Annotated in this window: 17 protein-coding genes; all 17 read left to right on the forward strand. The window is 33.3% G+C overall.

What is annotated here, in order from left to right:
- The first annotated feature begins 1 nt into the window (after window position 1).
- The 17 genes from HCH28_RS18505 to HCH28_RS18585 all read left to right on the forward strand — a co-directional run bounded on the left by HCH28_RS18505 (window position 2) and on the right by HCH28_RS18585 (window position 17,917).
- Window positions 2-469, forward strand: coding sequence for a hypothetical protein (locus tag HCH28_RS18505; RefSeq protein ID WP_221682572.1), 468 nt, complete (start codon window positions 2-4; stop codon window positions 467-469).
- The gene (locus HCH28_RS18510) at window positions 466-1,551 is read left to right on the forward strand and encodes a hypothetical protein (RefSeq protein WP_221682573.1); all 1,086 of its coding nucleotides are present in this window, start codon (window positions 466-468) and stop codon (window positions 1,549-1,551) included. The genes HCH28_RS18505 and HCH28_RS18510 overlap by 4 nt, the downstream gene beginning before the upstream one ends.
- A gap of 34 nt (window positions 1,552-1,585) precedes the next feature.
- Complete coding sequence (locus HCH28_RS18515) at window positions 1,586-1,924, forward strand: hypothetical protein (RefSeq protein ID WP_221682574.1); 339 nt, start codon at window positions 1,586-1,588, stop codon at window positions 1,922-1,924.
- A gap of 11 nt (window positions 1,925-1,935) precedes the next feature.
- The gene (locus HCH28_RS18520; protein WP_221682575.1) at window positions 1,936-2,448 is read left to right on the forward strand and encodes a hypothetical protein; all 513 of its coding nucleotides are present in this window, start codon (window positions 1,936-1,938) and stop codon (window positions 2,446-2,448) included.
- Window positions 2,449-2,466: 18 nt separating this feature from the next.
- Window positions 2,467-3,552, forward strand: coding sequence for a prokaryotic E2 ligase family D protein (locus HCH28_RS18525; protein WP_221682576.1), 1,086 nt, complete (start codon window positions 2,467-2,469; stop codon window positions 3,550-3,552).
- Window positions 3,553-3,794: 242 nt separating this feature from the next.
- Window positions 3,795-4,607, forward strand: a complete 813-nt coding sequence (locus HCH28_RS18530) for a hypothetical protein (protein WP_221682577.1) — start codon at window positions 3,795-3,797, stop codon at window positions 4,605-4,607.
- Window positions 4,608-4,905: 298 nt separating this feature from the next.
- Entirely contained in the window at window positions 4,906-5,862 is a 957-nt protein-coding gene (locus tag HCH28_RS18535; RefSeq protein ID WP_221682578.1) for a PD-(D/E)XK nuclease family protein, read from the forward strand.
- Between the two features lie 130 nt (window positions 5,863-5,992).
- Complete coding sequence (locus HCH28_RS18540; protein WP_221682579.1) at window positions 5,993-6,826, forward strand: SH3 domain-containing protein; 834 nt, start codon at window positions 5,993-5,995, stop codon at window positions 6,824-6,826.
- A 546-nt stretch (window positions 6,827-7,372) separates the two neighbouring features.
- Window positions 7,373-8,470 (forward strand): hypothetical protein, encoded by a 1,098-nt coding sequence (locus HCH28_RS18545; protein WP_221682580.1) that lies wholly within the window; start codon window positions 7,373-7,375, stop codon window positions 8,468-8,470.
- Window positions 8,467-9,309, forward strand: a complete 843-nt coding sequence (locus HCH28_RS18550; RefSeq protein ID WP_221682581.1) for a ThiF family adenylyltransferase — start codon at window positions 8,467-8,469, stop codon at window positions 9,307-9,309. Before HCH28_RS18545 ends, HCH28_RS18550 begins: the two co-directional genes overlap by 4 nt.
- A 33-nt stretch (window positions 9,310-9,342) precedes the next feature.
- Window positions 9,343-11,370 carry a DNA polymerase III subunit gamma/tau gene (gene dnaX / locus HCH28_RS18555; protein WP_221682582.1) on the forward strand — a complete coding sequence of 676 codons (2,028 nt, stop codon included), beginning with the start codon at window positions 9,343-9,345 and terminating at the stop codon, window positions 11,368-11,370.
- A 15-nt stretch (window positions 11,371-11,385) separates the two neighbouring features.
- Window positions 11,386-11,610 carry a hypothetical protein gene (locus HCH28_RS18560; protein WP_221682583.1) on the forward strand — a complete coding sequence of 75 codons (225 nt, stop codon included), beginning with the start codon at window positions 11,386-11,388 and terminating at the stop codon, window positions 11,608-11,610.
- Window positions 11,611-11,669: 59 nt separating this feature from the next.
- A complete protein-coding gene (locus tag HCH28_RS18565; protein ID WP_221682584.1) occupies window positions 11,670-12,551 on the forward strand; it encodes a hypothetical protein in 882 nt (293 codons plus the stop codon).
- A 249-nt stretch (window positions 12,552-12,800) separates the two neighbouring features.
- A complete protein-coding gene (locus HCH28_RS18570) occupies window positions 12,801-13,922 on the forward strand; it encodes a beta clamp domain-containing protein (RefSeq protein ID WP_221682585.1) in 1,122 nt (373 codons plus the stop codon).
- A gap of 71 nt (window positions 13,923-13,993) precedes the next feature.
- Window positions 13,994-16,129, forward strand: coding sequence for an SNF2-related protein (locus HCH28_RS18575; protein ID WP_221682586.1), 2,136 nt, complete (start codon window positions 13,994-13,996; stop codon window positions 16,127-16,129).
- A gap of 14 nt (window positions 16,130-16,143) precedes the next feature.
- Window positions 16,144-17,157, forward strand: a complete 1,014-nt coding sequence (locus tag HCH28_RS18580) for a hypothetical protein (protein ID WP_221682587.1) — start codon at window positions 16,144-16,146, stop codon at window positions 17,155-17,157.
- Window positions 17,158-17,206: 49 nt separating this feature from the next.
- Complete coding sequence (locus HCH28_RS18585) at window positions 17,207-17,917, forward strand: hypothetical protein (protein WP_221682588.1); 711 nt, start codon at window positions 17,207-17,209, stop codon at window positions 17,915-17,917.
- Window positions 17,918-17,959 lie beyond the last annotated feature (42 nt).

The raw sequence follows: 17,959 nt of genomic DNA on the forward strand, positions 1-17,959 counted from the left end.
CATGAACATTGAGATGAGCGCAAGTCAAACAGGAGTTGGCGATCGAGAAACTATCAGGAGATTAATGACTCGTTTAACAATGGCAAAAGTGTTGAAGTTGATGGGCCATAACATTCAAAATTATATTTTTTTTAAACAAGAAGTTAATGATTATTCTTATTACCCAATTCAAGCTGTCATGGATGATATATTAGAGTTTTTTGATGCGGTAAATGCTAATTATACATGGGATGAAGATGATTATATATTGACACTTAATTTTGACCCAAAAATAAAGCATCTGGATTTATTTGCTGAATCAATAACTTATGGCTGGAAAGCCATTGAAGAATACGGTGAAGTGGAATTAGAAGAAGTAGTTGAATACCTTGAACATGGCTTAAGGTTCCATTTACAGGAATATGATGGTGTTCCATTGATGTTTTTTAGGAAATATTATGAGTTATTAAAGGAGAATAATCTAATATGAAAGTAGTAACTACTATATCTGAAAATAATTCAGTTAATGTAAAACGATATGAAAATAATGTGTGTGTGGGTGAACGAAATATTAGGCTTGTTGATTATTGTAGAGGAATGATGAAGCCCTTACCGATGGGAGCCATATTTGAACACCTAATCACAGAGACACCAGAGTTAGAAGAGTACTTAAAAGAACTAAATGAACCTAAAAATTTTAATGAATTTTTGACTATGTTGTTAAAAAACTTATCTGCTTCTTGGTATCAAGATAATCCTATTTTTTTAGAAGTTTTGGCAATAGCTGTATCCAAATTAAATACTATTAGTGTAGATAACCCCAATGTCGTTAATTTTCTTATGGCTGTTACCCAAAAAGTGAATGAAATCCCCATGGGAGATAACTTGGGCTCGTTGGTGATCGAAATTTTAAAGCGATTTTTAAAGGAAAACAATAAAAAGGAACTTGAACAGAAAAAAGTTCAAATATTTAGGGCTATTATTTCAACTTTATCAAGTGAACAAAAAGAAGAATTACAAAATGTAATTTCCAAACTCACTCCACATATGGATGATGAATGGTTTAAACAAATGATAGAACAGTCTATAGCTATCAAACAGAAAATAACTTACTTTAGCGGTTCACTTCCTCCAGGTCTATCATATATGGGGGTGAGTACGCAAGGTACAAGCTATGTTTATGAGGTACCAAAATCAAGGTTCCGTGTAAAATACCATGGAGCACCGATTGAAGATGTAGGTCATCCTAGATTATTAGCTATATATAAATTAAAAAACGAGGAACAAGTTTCATCAATGAAGCTTGTAGCTGTTAAAGAGAATGAAGAAATTCATGATTTAATGGATGTATATCGCTATCCTTACTCGCATGTGTTTGCAGATGGAAAAGTATGCTGGTACGAGTATGGGAACTTTAAAAAGAATGATTTGCCCCAAATAGCAAATTTATTCTTATCTACAAGTAACTCAAATCATGGCGCAGATTGCTTAAAATTGTATAAAGAAAACGAGGGCAAAGATTTTGATGACTCAAAATTGAAACCACTCGGTAAATTAAAGGAATTGCTATAACTATAGCAATTCTTTTCTTTTAGGAGGAAACATAGTGATTAATATTTCTAACGTAGCAGATACTTTAGAACAAATGGAGCTCCCAGATGAGATGGAAAAACTATCAAAACTACTACAAGCAATATATTTTAATCAATATGATAGTTTGGGGCAAATAAGAGACTTATTTGATGCGACATCAAAAGAAGAACTCTTGAAATTGTTCAAGGCCTTAAATGAGGAAAAATCACTTTCATTTGATGATGACGATTATGAAAGTAAGACTCTAGGTGAAAAAGTAACATCTAGTGTATTTAAAAATAGTTACTGGAACGGATTAAGTTGTTCTTACTATTGGAATAAGTTGAGAAATAATAAAAAGTTATTTATATAGGAGATATATATATGAATTTCGAAATGAAAATTACATTTGAACAGATGTTTACATCACTTTACATGATTGATTCACTGATAATTTTTAAGTTAATAGAAGAGTATACAAATAGTAAATTACCAGACCAAAAGAAGTTTTATAATTACGTCAATAATTTAGAATATGTATCATATGATGATTTTTATTGGCCTTTGGATTCTTTTCTATATCATACGGAAATTGGTGAGATAGTGTATGACGGGGAAGAATTTAAACTGACACTTTATTCAGTATGTGCGGCCTTTTTAAATAAGACTAATTTGGAACCCGATTTGCAAGTCGAATTAAACACTCTCATTAATGAAGTTGGTGAGAAAATTACGAATGTTGAGGATGGTATTTGTTTTTCAGTACATTGTTATTTCAACGAGAATAAACAAATATTTGAGGGTTTCCTATCGTTTGATAGAGAAGGTGCTATTTGCTGGCATAGTATATGTAAAATTCTGTTAGATACTCATATCGAATGCCAAAAATATTTGTAATAAAGGGAATGAATATATATGACAACAAAATTAGTATTCACAATGGAAGACGGTAATTTTCCATTAATGGAAAGGTATGAAAATGATATTAAAGTAGGGAATCGTAAAATTACATTGGAAATGTTGTTACGATCCTTTATCAAAGATGCATCAGTTGACTTGATATTTGATGAATTAATCAATAATAGAACAGATGATATAATAGATTATTTTGAAAATGTTAATGCAGCAAATGATAATGGCTACCTGTTTCTTGTCATTCTTTTTAATCAGATACAAGATGGGTTGCTCGATAACTCTAATTTCTCAGAATTAGCAAAGCTAGTTATCGAAAAAGCTGAAGATGATGTTCTTTCAGAAGATGAATTAACTACAGTGTTGTCATCTTGGATTAATAAAATAAAACGGGTACCGTGTAATGCAAGATACGCGGAGTTATATAAGGACCTGCTTCAATATTTTTTAGGTTCACCAAATGACAATGAACAAATCATTCAAAAAGAACTTTTAAAAACAATATATAAGTATTTAAAAGGGTTAAAGGAAAAGAAAGCCATAGATAAATGGGTATCTATGCATATTGAACATTTACCTACCTCTATGTTGCTAGATGGATTAAAAGCAAAAAGTGAGGGAAATAAAATGGTATATGGATTCAGCAAAGTACCTAAAAACGCATCATTTGTAGCAACAACTTCAGCTGGAACTACATATTTTTATGAAATACCTAAATCAAAAATACGTGTAAAATTTCAGGATGTGGCTTTTGAAAACGTAGGACATCCTAGACTTTTATTTGCTATCGCATGTGTTAATGATCAAGTACGAGGAGTTAAATTATGTGCCTTGAAAGGGAAAGTAGAATTAAATTTGGAAACGGAATTGTACCATTATCCTTATTCAAATGTTTTTACAGACGGAAGAGTATGCTGGTCAGGTTGGGATGAACTGCCTATCGATCAAATACCTCTGATGTTTTTGAGTACATCGAATAATAGCCATTTAAATGAAGACACTCTATCACTTTTTCAGAAGTATCAGAATAAGAATTTTAACGATAGAAATTTAAAACCGATGCAGCTAACCATAGAAAATTGGTGCTAACATGTATTTAAAGAGCAAAAGCTATTAGCTTTTGCTCTTTTATTTATTATTATGTTTTTAATAAATTTTAAGTTGTTTATTAACAGGAGGATATTTATGTTAATATTTTGGTTAGAATAGCTCCCTTTTAATAGCAATTAAAAGGGAGAAAATAAATTGAAGATTTTAAATATAATTTGTTGTATTTATCTTTACAATACTGAGAGTAACTATTCGGTTCAAAATTTAGGAGGATATAGATAATGACAATCTCAATTGCTTGGGTTAGGAAAATAAAAGGGAGTGAGGAGTTAATTTTAGTTTCTGATAGTAGGTTATCTGGCAACGCTAGTTCTTGGGACCAATGCGTTAAATTATTAACATTACCTAGGTCGGACTGTGCTATTGGCTTTGCAGGTCCAACTGATTTCGCCTACCCATTAATGCAACAATTATATCTATCGATTTCTTCATATCAAAGATCAAATGATAGAGCACTTGATTTACATGATCTTAGAGGGCATGTTCTTAAGGTCTTCAATTCATTACAAAAGTCTATTACATTTGATCTTGAAGAGGTAGAAAAAGATTTAGAAAAAACGGAATTTATTTTCGCAGGATATTCTTGGATAAGAAAGAGCTTCTCTATCTGGAGAATATTTTATAATAAGGGAGCGAAGTCTTTTCAATATAAACCAGCTACTAGGATAGGGAATTTTAATGATATTATTTTTGCTGGAGATTGGGCAGCAAAAGCACGTAATAAGTTAATTAGCCACTTGCAGAATAAATATGATAATGATCTACATAACGTTAAGGTGGAAGGGTTTGATATGGAACCTTTTGAAATAGTACGGGATTTACTTAGGTCTTCAGGAAGAAATGACTCAATCGGAGGTGCTCCTCAAATAGTTAAGGTATACCAACATATGAACTGTAGACCTATAGGTGTATACTGGCCAACAAAGAAAGCTGGTAATGCTACTTTGCAAGGGAGAGTTTTACAAAACTATGAGGATTCGGATTTTTGGTTTTTAGATCCGGATACTTTACTTACAAACAAGCTTGGACAGTGAGTAATAAAAAAGAAGCCTAAAGGCTTCTTCTTTATATACAATGGAAGTGATAGGAATCGAACCTACTGCCTCCCTATTCAAACTATACCCATTATAGCAATAGATACACTTTGAAGAGGGTGCACTACCTTAGTGCTACACCCCCGTATAATAAGAAATTATATCATTGTTATAATACTCTTTCAATTTGTTTTTTTTGGTATAGAATCCTTGTAAAACAGTCCATTATTAGATTACCATAAAATTAGGTACATAGAATTGCTAAGAAATTCAAATAGTATTAGGTGGAGATTCGATTTTGGATTTAAACAAAATGAAAGCTATGTCGTATGATGAGCTACGAGCTTTATATAAGATCTTCCTACAAAGCCAAGACATTTCTAAAAATACCATCAATACAGCTCTTACGGATACTTTCTATCTCTGGAGGAAAGGAAGCCATGAGGTGTTTTGGAATGCAGTGAACGCTACTGATTTTGAGATTGAAGCAAAGAGAGCATTAATAAATTCTCTATCTGAGAACTCGACCGGTAACGTTAATTCACTTGTAAATGGTTACTTGTCTCATCTAAGAAGATTCCATTTATTTTTATCTTTAAGTGAAACTACCGGGCCCGTTGCCCCTAAGCAGGGAAAAACAGCTATGAGTTCATATACTCGTAGAAAGAAATTAGACATAGATGTTCCTTATCCTTCAATCGAGCAGGTTGAATTTTATCTTGCAAAATGGGCTGAACTTGAGAACTACCATCTGCAGGAGGACGCACTTAATAAATTGTTCCTTGAACTATGTCCGAGCAATAAAGATATTATCGACATTCTTTTGAAGGCCTCAACACTTAATGATTTTTATAGTACAAACATTTTCTCAATCTATCCAGTGGCTAAGCACATATGTGACCTAGATATTGATGAGAGACTTAAAGCCGGTGATGTTACCCTGGTTGGGGATATCCAATCTGTAACTTTCGGAGAGAAAAAGAAGAATCTTTATTCCTTTGCCTCAAAGTATTGTAGCCATCATAATCCGCTGGATTATCCAATTTATGATAGCTATGTCGATATAGTGCTTCGTTATTTTAGAGATCGTGATAGTTTCTCAGATTTCAAAAATAGAGATTTAAAGGACTATGTAAAATTCAAAAGAATACTGATTGAGTTCTGTATATTCTATGGCTTGGATAAATTTAACCTAAAAAAAATTGACCAGTATGTCTGGTTGCTTGGGAAGCGTTACTTCCCGAAGAAATACTGAAAGAAAAAGCCAAATTGAGCTATTTAAAAAGAAGATCCCCATCTTATTCTATTCAAGGAACAAAGTGGATGGATATTGCTACTTAAATTATTTCAAACTCAATTATAATTTTATTTAAAAGGAGAAATAAATGGACAATTCATCTACAGAAATTTTTGAAGCTATTAGAAAAATACAGACAATGATGAATTCCTTTCAATCAGATATAGTAAAAACAGGATTAATGTACAATGACTTAGCAAGAAAGGCTAGTACAGTGCTTACGGAGCCATTAATGAAATGGCATGAATTTAATAACTCGATGAATTCGAGTATGATAAAAGCACTTCAGACTCAACAAAAATTATCTTTGGAGGCATCTAATACTCTTAAAAGATCTATGGAATTAGCATCTTCATTTGGATATTTAGCCAATGAAATTCGTAATAGTATTCCTTTTGAAGAGCTTGCAGCAATCGATTTTGGTTATATTGATGAAATGGATAGTATTGAAAATGATGTGGAACTGGAACTTACAGAAGAATATAAAGCTTATATTCAACAAGAAATTCAGACGCAACTAAATGCTATTAACGAGGAAGAAGAGCCGACAGCTACGACCTACCAAGAATTTTTTGTTAAGCTCTCAAATAGTATCCCTGGTCAGATATTATTCTCAATTTTACTTTGTATCTTTTCTCCTTTTTCAAACGTAGTTTCAGAGGATTTACAGGAGTCCATAACTGAGGTATGGGAAGATGAGTTTCAAATTGATTTAACTGGTGAATATAATGCCACAATTCGTAACGAAACATACTTACGTCAAGGTAATTCAAAAACCGCTCCGATAGTTCTTCCACAAAAATTAAAGACTGGCCAGCTTGTAATTGTGAACAGTAGAAAAGGGAGTTGGGTGAAAATAATGGTATTGGTTGGTGAATCAACATACACTGGTTGGGTTGAAAAATCAAATATCCTAAAATAAAATTCTTTAAAGCCATTTATAATTTTGTGAGCAAAAAGACTAGTAGGCTTTCCTTTTTTCATAAGTAACAGGATTAATTGCTAAAACGTTATCTATATAAAATGTCCTTTTTGCTCTTCTTATATAACAATAGGCCGTAAATGTATTGTTAGTTAGCTTTAGAATTTTGACTCTTCTTTGAGTAATTGTTCCACTTTTTGAAATATATATCATAGTAATTATTTGATTTTGTTTCATGACTTTAATAATTGAATTTTTCATTAGGTTTCAATCCTTTGTATATATAATAGAACGTTTGTTCTTTTTGTTCAAATTATCAAAGGATGGTTAAAATTTTTATATTTGGTTGCCCCCACCGTATTTTTTATATATAATTTTTTATATAACTTGTTTAATGAAATTCTAAGCTTAACCATACGGTGAAAGCATTAACTACACTTCTTAGATAGTGTCCATACTAATCTCTTATCAGGATTGGTCTGCACATTTATCGGAGAAGTGTTTTTTCATTTCTCAAGATAAATAAATTTTTAGGAGGACTTATTTATGAGTCAGGAACTAACTTTATTTGATCTAGGTGTTGAGGATACAACACAGTCAGAAGAGCAAAAGAAAAAAGAAAGTAGTAAAAAGAGTAGTGTGGTGAAGAGTACCCCTGCCCCTAAGAAGAAAGAAGAACCACTTTTAGTAAATGCCGAATGGACAATTCATTTTGCAACAGATCATTTCTTTGTGAGTGATTTCGTAGATGAAATGCCTGAAGAAGGTATTACATTAGAGGTACTAAGAGAAGGCATCGAAAGACATTTTCCGCAGTTTAGTGCTGCACGAACAAAATGGGATTATGATAAGGATAAAAAGCAGCTATTCCCTGATGCATTTGCTGGGAGTAAAGGTGCAGATTCCAAAGAAGGTCGTTTTACGCCTTCTTTTTTTATTTCCGCAGAAGATGCTTTTGAGGCAAACAACTTCTATCGTTATATCCTTAGTGGAGATAATAAGGTTCTTTCTGTTCACCAATCTATATGTGGGACTATGATTACACCTACTAAAGGGGTTAGTGAAGCGACCAAAGCAAAAGCACTTAAGGATTTAGGATTAAATGAAATTACAGAGTGCCCAATAACGCCATCTACTTTTGAATGGTCATTGCCAAAGATTGAAAACAAGATTTTGAGACAGATCATTGGCTTTTTCCGCTCCTTTATACATGAAGAAGCGGAGTATGAAGTAGCTTTAAAAATTTATTGGGATTTAAAAAAGGAAAAATATGTAGTAGATTGTCCTAAACAGGTTGTAACGGCAATAAATATTGAATTGCAGCATAGTGAGGAATTTACTGGAAAAAATGCCGCTCGCTATATTCCTGTTATGGAAGTCCATTCTCATAATGTGATGAGAGCTTTCTTTTCGGAAATAGATGATTCGGACGAACAAGCTTTTAACACAACATTTGGAGTGTTTGGTGTTTTTGGTAGACTGAATCGGAAACAGTACGAAATGATCTTTAGAGCAAAAATGAGAGACGATGTAATTGATATTCATCCAGAACAATTATTTGATTTAGAGGAAGATCGAAGGGACTACACCTATCCTAAACATTGGAAATCTAATGTTACAACAATGGGAGGGTTTTACTTATGAAAATTCTTTATGGTCAAAATTTAGATATTGTTCTAATTGGTGTAGGAGCAAATGGATCTCATTTCCTCCGAAATCTATTACAAGACATGTCATTATACGGTAGGGATATGAGAAAAAATCGATTGCTTATTGCTGATGGTGATAAGACAGAAGAAAAGAATATTAAGAATCAACTTTTTACTCCTGAAGATGTTGGAGAATTTAAAGTTAATGCACTAGCAGAACGTTATGGTGAACACTATGGAATAGATGTATTAGCTGTTCCTGACTACATTACAGATTGCGATATGTTAGAACGTCTATTTGCAAATGATGGCCGTTTTAAAATCCTGATTGGTTGTGTGGACAATAACCGGACTCGACAATTAATGCACGACTATTTCAATTATGTGAGTGATTTACTTTACGTTGATGTAGGAGTAGAGGGTGTCATTTTAAAAGAAGAGCTAAAAGATTATTCGTATGATGAGATGAATCGAATGATTATTGGAAGTGGCTTTTCTGGACAAGTAGTTGTTGGTTTTAAAACAAATGGTGAAATTATATTGCCACCAATTTGTGACGTTTATCCCAACGTACTTAGTGATACTGAATCAGTATTTCCAACCCAAAATTGCACTGAAATTTTAAATAATCCTCAACGATTAGAAACTAATAAAATGGCTGCACAGATGGCCAATATCATTATGAACAACTTGTTCCATACAGGCGAAATTTATCAGCAAGAAATATTGTTCAATGCTCGATATGGTTCATCCAATGCCCGCTTCATTGAAGCTAGGACTGAAAAATATTTTAAGGAATTACAAGCGCAAAGCAAGAGTACAGCAGCTTGTTAAAAATAAAACAACTCTATTGGGGGTAGCAAAATAATGAACACTTTATTAGAAACTGAAGTTCAAGTAGAACATAAGGCACTTTATAGAAAATATCGTCCTATTGACTTTTCTAGTTTAGTAGGACAAGCGCATGTTAGAACGACTCTTGAAAATGCTATTGCTAAAGGGGCAGTGTCACATGCTTACCTGTTTACTGGTCCGAGAGGTACTGGGAAAACAAGTACCGCTAAACTCTTTGCAAAAGCATTAAATTGTGAAAATCCAAATGGATGTAATCCTTGCGGTGTTTGTTATTCATGTTCAAATGATTCAACTGACATCATTGAAATAGACGCAGCAAGTAATAATAGTGTCGATGATGTACGTCAATTAAAAGAGAACATTATACTGACTCCTATGCATGGGAAATACAAGATTTATATTGTGGATGAAGTACACATGTATACGACGCAAGCATTTAATGCTCTTTTAAAAATTTTAGAAGAGCCACCTGCACACGCTAAATTTGTTTTGGCTACGACAGAAGTTCATAAAATACCAGCGACAATTCTTTCACGTTGTCAACGCTTTGATTTCCGTAGGATCTCTACTAATGAAATCGTTGACCGATTAAAGTATGTCCTTAAAGAAGAAGGACGAGCTGCTGAAGATACAGCATTAAACCTAATTGCTCAAGTATCAGCTGGCGGTATGCGAGATGCTTTAAGTCTACTAGATCAAGCCTTATCAAGAAAAACAGAACCGTCTGAAACGGTTACGTTAAATGATGTATTAGAACTTACAGGGGCAGTAGATGTTCGAGTAATTGGCCAATTAATCTCATTGATAGCAAATAATAAAATTGAAGCTTCATTGAGTCATTTTAATAAATGCTTTGAGTCAGGAAAAGAGCCAAAATTTTTCATTGAAGAAATGATGATTTACCTTAGAGATATTTTGATATTTAAAAAACTTGGTCCTGAAGCTACCTTAAAAAAGGCGAATACCGATGAGAACTTCCCTAATATAGCTGAGAGCGTTCAAGAGGAAAGTATTTATATTTACTTGAATGAGCTTCAAGAAACATTAAGTAATTCAAAATTTCATCATGATATACAGCTACTTATGGAGATGACTATTATTCGAATGGTTCATGGAGAAAAGGCATCTCTACAGGCACAAATTGATGAACTCCGCTCAATGATAAAAGGAAAAATTTCTAATTCACCAAAGTCCACATCTGAACTAGCGGCGCCAATAAAAGCTGGTGGTAGTGATGAGGTAGGAATTGAAAATATTGAAGTCAAAAACTTACAAGAACAGCCTGATGATTTTACTAAAGCTGAAAATGAAAATAATAATCAATCAACATATGAAACATCAAATGTTGATTTAACACTACTTCAACCTTCAGAGGATATTCTGCCAAGTAATAAAGAAACAAACCTTGAGCCTCAAATAGATGAAGAAGGGTACGTTGAAATGAAAGATCCTTTAGGGTTTATTGAAATGGCACAGAAAGCAGCAGAGAATGGTACAGATTGGGCTAAAGAGCTTCCCCCTGAAAATGAAAATTATACTAGGGAGTCATTTTCGCCAGAAGATGAACCAAATACAGAATGGCCAATGCCTCAACTTGATGACGATTTAGTTCCTCCTGAAACTGATAATGCATCGATGATTCTAAGTTTTGAAGAGGAAGTAGTTAAGAATACAAGTAATATTATTTTATCTGAAAAGGAACAAAAAGTGCTAGGGGTGCTACAAACAGCAAATATTGAGTACCGCGACGCTTTTAATAAAGTTAAGGAATCTATCATTAATGAGTTAGATTCTTTAAATCTGTCCTCTAAACGAGTTTTCAGTGAATTTACAACAAAAGCAGTAAATGAAAATACAGTTATTTTAGTCCATGAACATAAAATTCAAGTTAAGTTAATTGAAAAAGCGGTTCATAGAAATAAAATTACTGAAGCATTTGAAAATGTTTATAAGGACATGAATTATATAGCTATTACTCAAGAAGAATGGCTAACTGTAGTTGCAGCATATAAAGAAGCTAACCCACAACAGGAAAAATAGAGAGGGGTCTATAAAATGGAACTAAATATCCCGAAATCAGAGATGATTTATAAAGCTATGCTTTGTGTACTTAAAAATGATGGTGTTCCGTTTGACGAGAAACACGAAGTATTATGGCACCAAATTGTTGAATATACAGATACTGAAAGCTCAGACTTATTAGATCTGATTGAACCGTTTTACAATGAAATTAAAGCAAATACTCAATATGATGAGTTTGATAAAGAAAAGGATGAATAATATCATCTCTATTTAAAAGATAGGCTACGCCTATCTTTTTTCAAAGGAGGATTTATAAAATGTCAAAAGAATTATTTGAAAATTTAATTAGAACAAATCGACTAAATCATGCTTACTTTTTAGAAGGTGGCAATGAAAAATTTTCTCTTTGGTTAGCTAGTAAAATTCTATGTGGAGGTCATGATGCGGAGTGTATAACTTGTCAAAGGATATACAACCATAATCATCCAGATGTAATATATATCCGTCCTGAAGGTCTTGATATAAAGGTTGATCAAATACGAGAAATCCATGAAAAAGCAGCATATAAGAGTGCTGATGGAAATGGACAAGTATTTATCGTCCAAGGTGCCGATAGGATGAATATTCAAGCGAGTAATGCATTTCTTAAGTTTTTAGAGGAACCAAAGCAAAATGTTATAATTCTGCTACTGGGCCAGTCAAAAGAAGGTTTGATTGAAACAATTAGAAGTCGTGTTCAAGTAATTAAACTTGATGAAAGTGATGGCTTTATGAATGAAGCCGTTAGTAGAGGTTTAATGTTTAAAGGTTTAGGAATTTTTGAAGAAATTCATGTGAATGTTGATCAAGCTGAAGAATTTAAAGATGTTGCGGATGATTGGATTAAAACAATAAGAGATGTTCTTGAATCTTCAAAACTACATGCTATACAAAAAGTACAGTTATGGGAAAAACAATTTGAAAATAAAGAACAACGTAATATTTGTTTGCGATTAATACAATCCTATGTAAAAGCTCTCTATGCTGAAACAAAAGGAACTTATCACCTTTGGGGTAATGTTCCGAAATATACATGGCCAGAACTTTTAATTTGGGGCAATGCCATCGATGAGTTATCACGAAGTATTTATTCAAATGGTCATTTTACCTTGCAAATGGAAAGTTTTTTAAAGAAAGTATGTAAAAACGTGGGAATATAAGACAGGTTTTAGTGAGGGGAGTATGTAAAAAGTTACACACGATTCCCTTGCTTACTTGAAATTACCATAAGAAATAGATATAATGGACTTATCTATTTAGAACGATTATCAGCTATAACCACACGGTGAATAGCATTTTAAGCACTCTTGTTAGTGTTCAAACTTTTCCTATATAGGGGAGGTCTGTTCATTTATCAAGAGTGCTTTTTTTCGTGCTCATAGATAAATAAATTTTTAGGAGGAACAGCGATGTTCAAAATTAATGTAGAAAGACTACAAAACGAGGTAAGTAACATAGTTACAGCTGCTAAAAGATCTCGATTACAACAAAGTTATATTTTTGTTTCGGCATCTAAAGAAAAAGGAACTGTGAGTTTTTCTTTTAGTGGAGAGATATTATCGGTAGCTAAAACCATTGAGACAGAAGTTACTGAAGATTTATCCTTTGCGACCTCTGTATTGGAATTTCAATTAAAAGTTTCATCGTTACCGGATGAAGTAGAAATTACTGTAGCTCTAAATCCCAAAGGTCATTTGTTTTTAAAATGGGGTAACGGAAGCGGCATTATTTTACTTACTGTTGATGAAGAGAGAATTGAACTGATTCCACCTGAGTGTATTAAATCCATTTCTTTTCCACAAGGAAAATGGAATTACTTCACATTGAATTTTGCTACTTTTTGCGCTTTACCAAATAGTAAAGCTGCAGAAAAATCACCAACCTGTGCTGGTGTCAATTTTAGTAAATCTGAAATTGGAACAGTGGTGCAGGCAACAAATTCTGTGAAGGCCATTAAGTCGATCGAAGAAATGGATTGGTTTGATGTTTCATTAACAATTCCACGTGATACATTTTTCGCGATAACTGAAATTGTTCCTTCAAACGAAATAATTACAGTTTCTTTGGATCAAACCAAGACAAAGATTATCATTGAGGGTTCTTCATTTTTTGCGATCTCAAGACTTCTTGACGGTGATTTTCCAAATACTGATAAGTTATTTTGTGATAAAAATTCCTCAATTGTCTGGAGAGCTGATCGAATGGAATTGTTGGAAACAACTCGTCGTGTTAAGAAATTAGGTGGTCAAACGCCAATTATGTCAGTGTTTAAAAAGGATACTAAACATTATGCTGTCCTAAAAGATATCCTAACGGAGAAAATTGGAGCAGTTATCGATTCTGACAAAGAAGAGGGTTTTGTTGTGAATCCAAACAACCTTGAAGCAGCTTTAACAGTGCTACGAACAGAGGAGGTTTTACTTGCTTTCACTCAAAAATCTGCACCTATTACTCTATTAAGTGGTGATGATGATGAAAGTGAAAACAACCGATCTAACTTGAAAGTCATGATTGCTCAAGTAAAACAATGAATAAATCATTTAAGAGAAAGAATGGGAGCACCTGCACCTTTTCTTTCTTTTCATCTTTGGAGGTTTTTTGAATGAAAATGAGATTAAAAATGAATAAAAATGAGGGCTTTGCTTTCCAAAATAAAGAAGATTTAAACAGCAACTTAATTCAGTTATCGCTATTAAGCTCAGTGGGTTTACATAAACACTACCATATGGAACTTCTAAGAGGTTCGACAAGGGATCGTCGTAGGAAAAAGTCTTACTTAACATATGACTTATTACACCACGAAAATGTCGAATCCATTAAAGAGCAAGGTGCTATAAAAACTCTTCAAAAATATGGTGTTGAAATTGAAGGTCTTGATGAGGCTGAATGCATTTATCAAATTCAAAAGAAACGCCATGATTTTATGGGTATTCCTCTTGCTACTTACATCGACTCTGAGCATTTCAATAAAGCTAAAGAAAAGGTTTTAGCTAAATACGGGGGAATTTTACCTGATGGTTCAAAATTATTTAGCTATCAAGTTGAATGCGCCTCTTTAATTGTAGGAAGACGCAGATTACTAAATGCTCTAGACATGGGACTTGGTAAAACACGGACAACAATTGTTGGTTTGACATCGGATCCTAGAAACAAAAAAATTCTGATTGTTACGATGAGCCGAAATTTTTGTGATTGGGAAAATGAATTCAAGTCATTAGGGTTGGCAGATGAGTATATCATCTTAAAGAAACCAATGGACATGAAATCTACAAAAAGAATACACCTTGTTTCATACGAATCCTGGGCTGATGAAACCATAAAGTTTAGGAAAAAAGATAACGAATCAACCAAGAGGTATGGAAAAAAGGATTTGCCTTATCGATGTCCAGCTTGTTCAAGAATATGGAACGAAGATAAGTATTTTTGTGAGTGCGGAGAAACAGTGATAGAAAAAAGAAAGAAAGCACTCTACAAATACCTAGATAAGTCATATGATGCTGCTGCTATTGATGAGGGACATTTCATTAAGAATGGAGAAACAGCGCGTTGTAAGTCAATAATGGCTATCAAAACTAAAACAAGAGTGTTACTTAGTGGTACCCCAGCAGAGAATGGTGCTTCTGATTTATTTTGGCCTTTAGCTTGGTTAATGGGGGATAGTCATCACTTTTGGAATAAAGTAGATCTCACTAAATTTGAAGCTTATGGTAACTTCGGTAAACGTTGTTTCAATCACGTTTATGGGGGAGTATCAAAAATTGCTTTGGTGGATAGTTCAAGTATTTCCAAACGAACAAGTAATGAAAAAGCATTGTGGGCCATGCAGGACATTATTATGTATAGGAAATTAAAGAAAGACCCTGAAATTGAACGTACTATCCGTGTACCTAAACCTACCCATATACGTTTGCATCTTGAGCAAACTGATGCCGAGAAAGAGCTGTATAAGAAGGTTTTGGCGGATTTTTCTCAATGGTACAATGAAACGTTGCGACAAAGAAAACTCGCATCTATTCGAGAAGAATCGTATAAATCAACAACCATTGAAATATGTGGTTGGTTAGACAAACTACGATTAGCAGCAAGTTGTCCGTGGATACATGAGGATTATGCTAAAAATGCATTCGTACCCCCAAGCAAATTGACATTTATACGAGAAAAAATGCAACAGGAAGCTCGTTTAAAGAGAAAGATGCTTGTATTCACGGCTCATAAGAAAACATGTGAAGAATTAGGTTCCCTTTTAGATGCATATATCCCAGGTTATGAAGTTGGATATATTCATGGAGGAGTACCGATGTCTCGTAGGTTTGAACTGTTAGCCCGCTTCCAGGATGAAGAAGATCCTTTAAGTGTTTTAATCATGACTATGAAAACTGGTGCGGAATCATATACATTAACTCAAGCAAAAAGCGTTATCTTACATGACTTAGACTACAATGCTAAAAAAATTGAGCAATGTTACTCACGTGCTGTTCGCTTAGGACAAAAAGAAGTTGTTGAAATTACGTGGCTAATAAGTGTAGATACAATTGACGCAAATATGCATAGCTTAATACTCTCCAAGCAAAGCAGTGTTGATTTAGCGATAGACCGCCAAGAACTTGATTTTGCACAAGTGGCAAAAGAGTTTGAAGGACAAGGCATTTCAGGCGTAGGAAGCTTAGATTATGAGGAGTTTGCTAAAGAAATGTTAAGTCGTGGTACAAGTCGGAATCAATATGAAAATGTTGGATAGGGGAGGGCTATTTTTTGATTACTTACGACGGTAAATATGCTTATGTGACTTTTCATACTATGAGTGGTCACTCAAAAAAGAAAGAAAATTTTGTTGCAGAGCCAAGTCTATTGCAACTTCATCCAAAGAATAGCAGTAGCAAAATAGTTAAAATCCATTTTGCCGAACAAGCTCCAAAATGGATGAAACACTTTGCTCAGAAGCATTCATATACATTAGATGAATTTCAGAGTGGGGAACAAGTAGGGTTTTCACTTACTTTAGAAAGAACGTCAGAGAAAGTAACTGTTAGTCCTTTAATTAAAGGGATGATCCATGAATGGTTTAATAATCTGAATGAATCGATGAAACACCTTAAAGATACATTACTAAGTAACTCTGAAGTTGTTAAATTTAATTTATATAATAGAACGTCGTTTTTTGAAGAATTAGGATTATATTTTTGTTTAGAAGAATTTGAAAAAAAGACTGGTGCGCTATGCTATGAAAATTGGGTTCCTCCTTCTCATGTTGAATTTGAAGACATGGCCTTAGATAAGCAGGAAGAATGGCTAACGCTAATTCAGCAGTTAACATTACCAGGAGAAATACCATCAATAGAAAATGAAAGTGGGAAAGAGTGCAGAGTAAATAATGAATTTAAAGATGGAAACAATTTCGAAGATGAACACAATGATAAACGGGGTCATGATGGATATCTTGTGACTTCAGAAGAAATAAAAATTGAAATTGAAGAAGCTGAAAATGTTATTGAAAATCATTTGGAGTTGAACAATGAATCAGTTTATTCATCCAATGACATGAATATTGAAGTTTCTAATGATGAAACGCTACTTAATTTGGATAACTTAGATATTGAAATAATAGATGAATATCCTGTAGAAGTAGATATAGTTGTTGAGACAGAGCAGGATTATGTTGAACCTGTAATCGAATTCATTGAAGAAACTAAAGAAATTAATCTAAAGGTTGCAACCTTTACGAGTAAAAAAGAAGGAATTGTCGAAGGACAAACTTTACTATTTTAAATTTTGGGGCTACTTTTTTGCCCCCATATTTTAAGGAGGCTAACATTCAATGTTAGAAATAATCGTACTAGTGGGGACATTTTTATTACTAATAGTAATAGGTGCATTAAGTGCTTTCAGTGAAAGTTTTTCACGTAAGAGGGAATCAAAATGGGCGTTCCCAGCTGCAGGTACTGTACAAAACGCTAATAGAACTATACAGCCTATTGACGAAGCATCAAGCTTTAGAACTACTGTGTTAGAAAACAATATTATGCCAGAAGTTCAACTTGAAGATAATGCAATTCTATATAAGCAAATAGTTAACAATAATGAAGTAGTAAATTATTCACATTCAGAAATTACTGGAGAAGTAAGTAAAAACCTTAATCAGCTTGTTGATAATATTAATTCGGAAATGAATAATTATACATTCGAGCGTAATGAATCGCAATTAAATAATGAATTTAAAAACAAAATAGAGGAATTTGTTGGTGAAAAAACAGCTAATTTAGTTACTAATAATTTAACAGATTTAGAAGAGAACAAACAGTCAGTTATTATAGGTTTATTTGATTCTGAAGATAATACAATTCATTTTGAAGGCTCTACATTAAAGCTTTCTTTATCTGAACCAATAGTCTCTGGAGAAAATGATTATTTATTATTAAAAGGTACATTACTACCAAATGGAGAATTTCGTGTGATTCACTATGATGATGCTGAAACAGTTGAGCATGGTTATGGAGTTGAGTCGTTTGTATTAGATAAAACAGCATAAATATACATGGAGGAGTGTGGTTTCACACCCCTTCCTTAAATG

Source organism: Lysinibacillus sp. K60 (genome assembly GCF_019731275.1).
Lineage (GTDB): Bacteria > Bacillota > Bacilli > Bacillales_A > Planococcaceae > Lysinibacillus > Lysinibacillus capsici.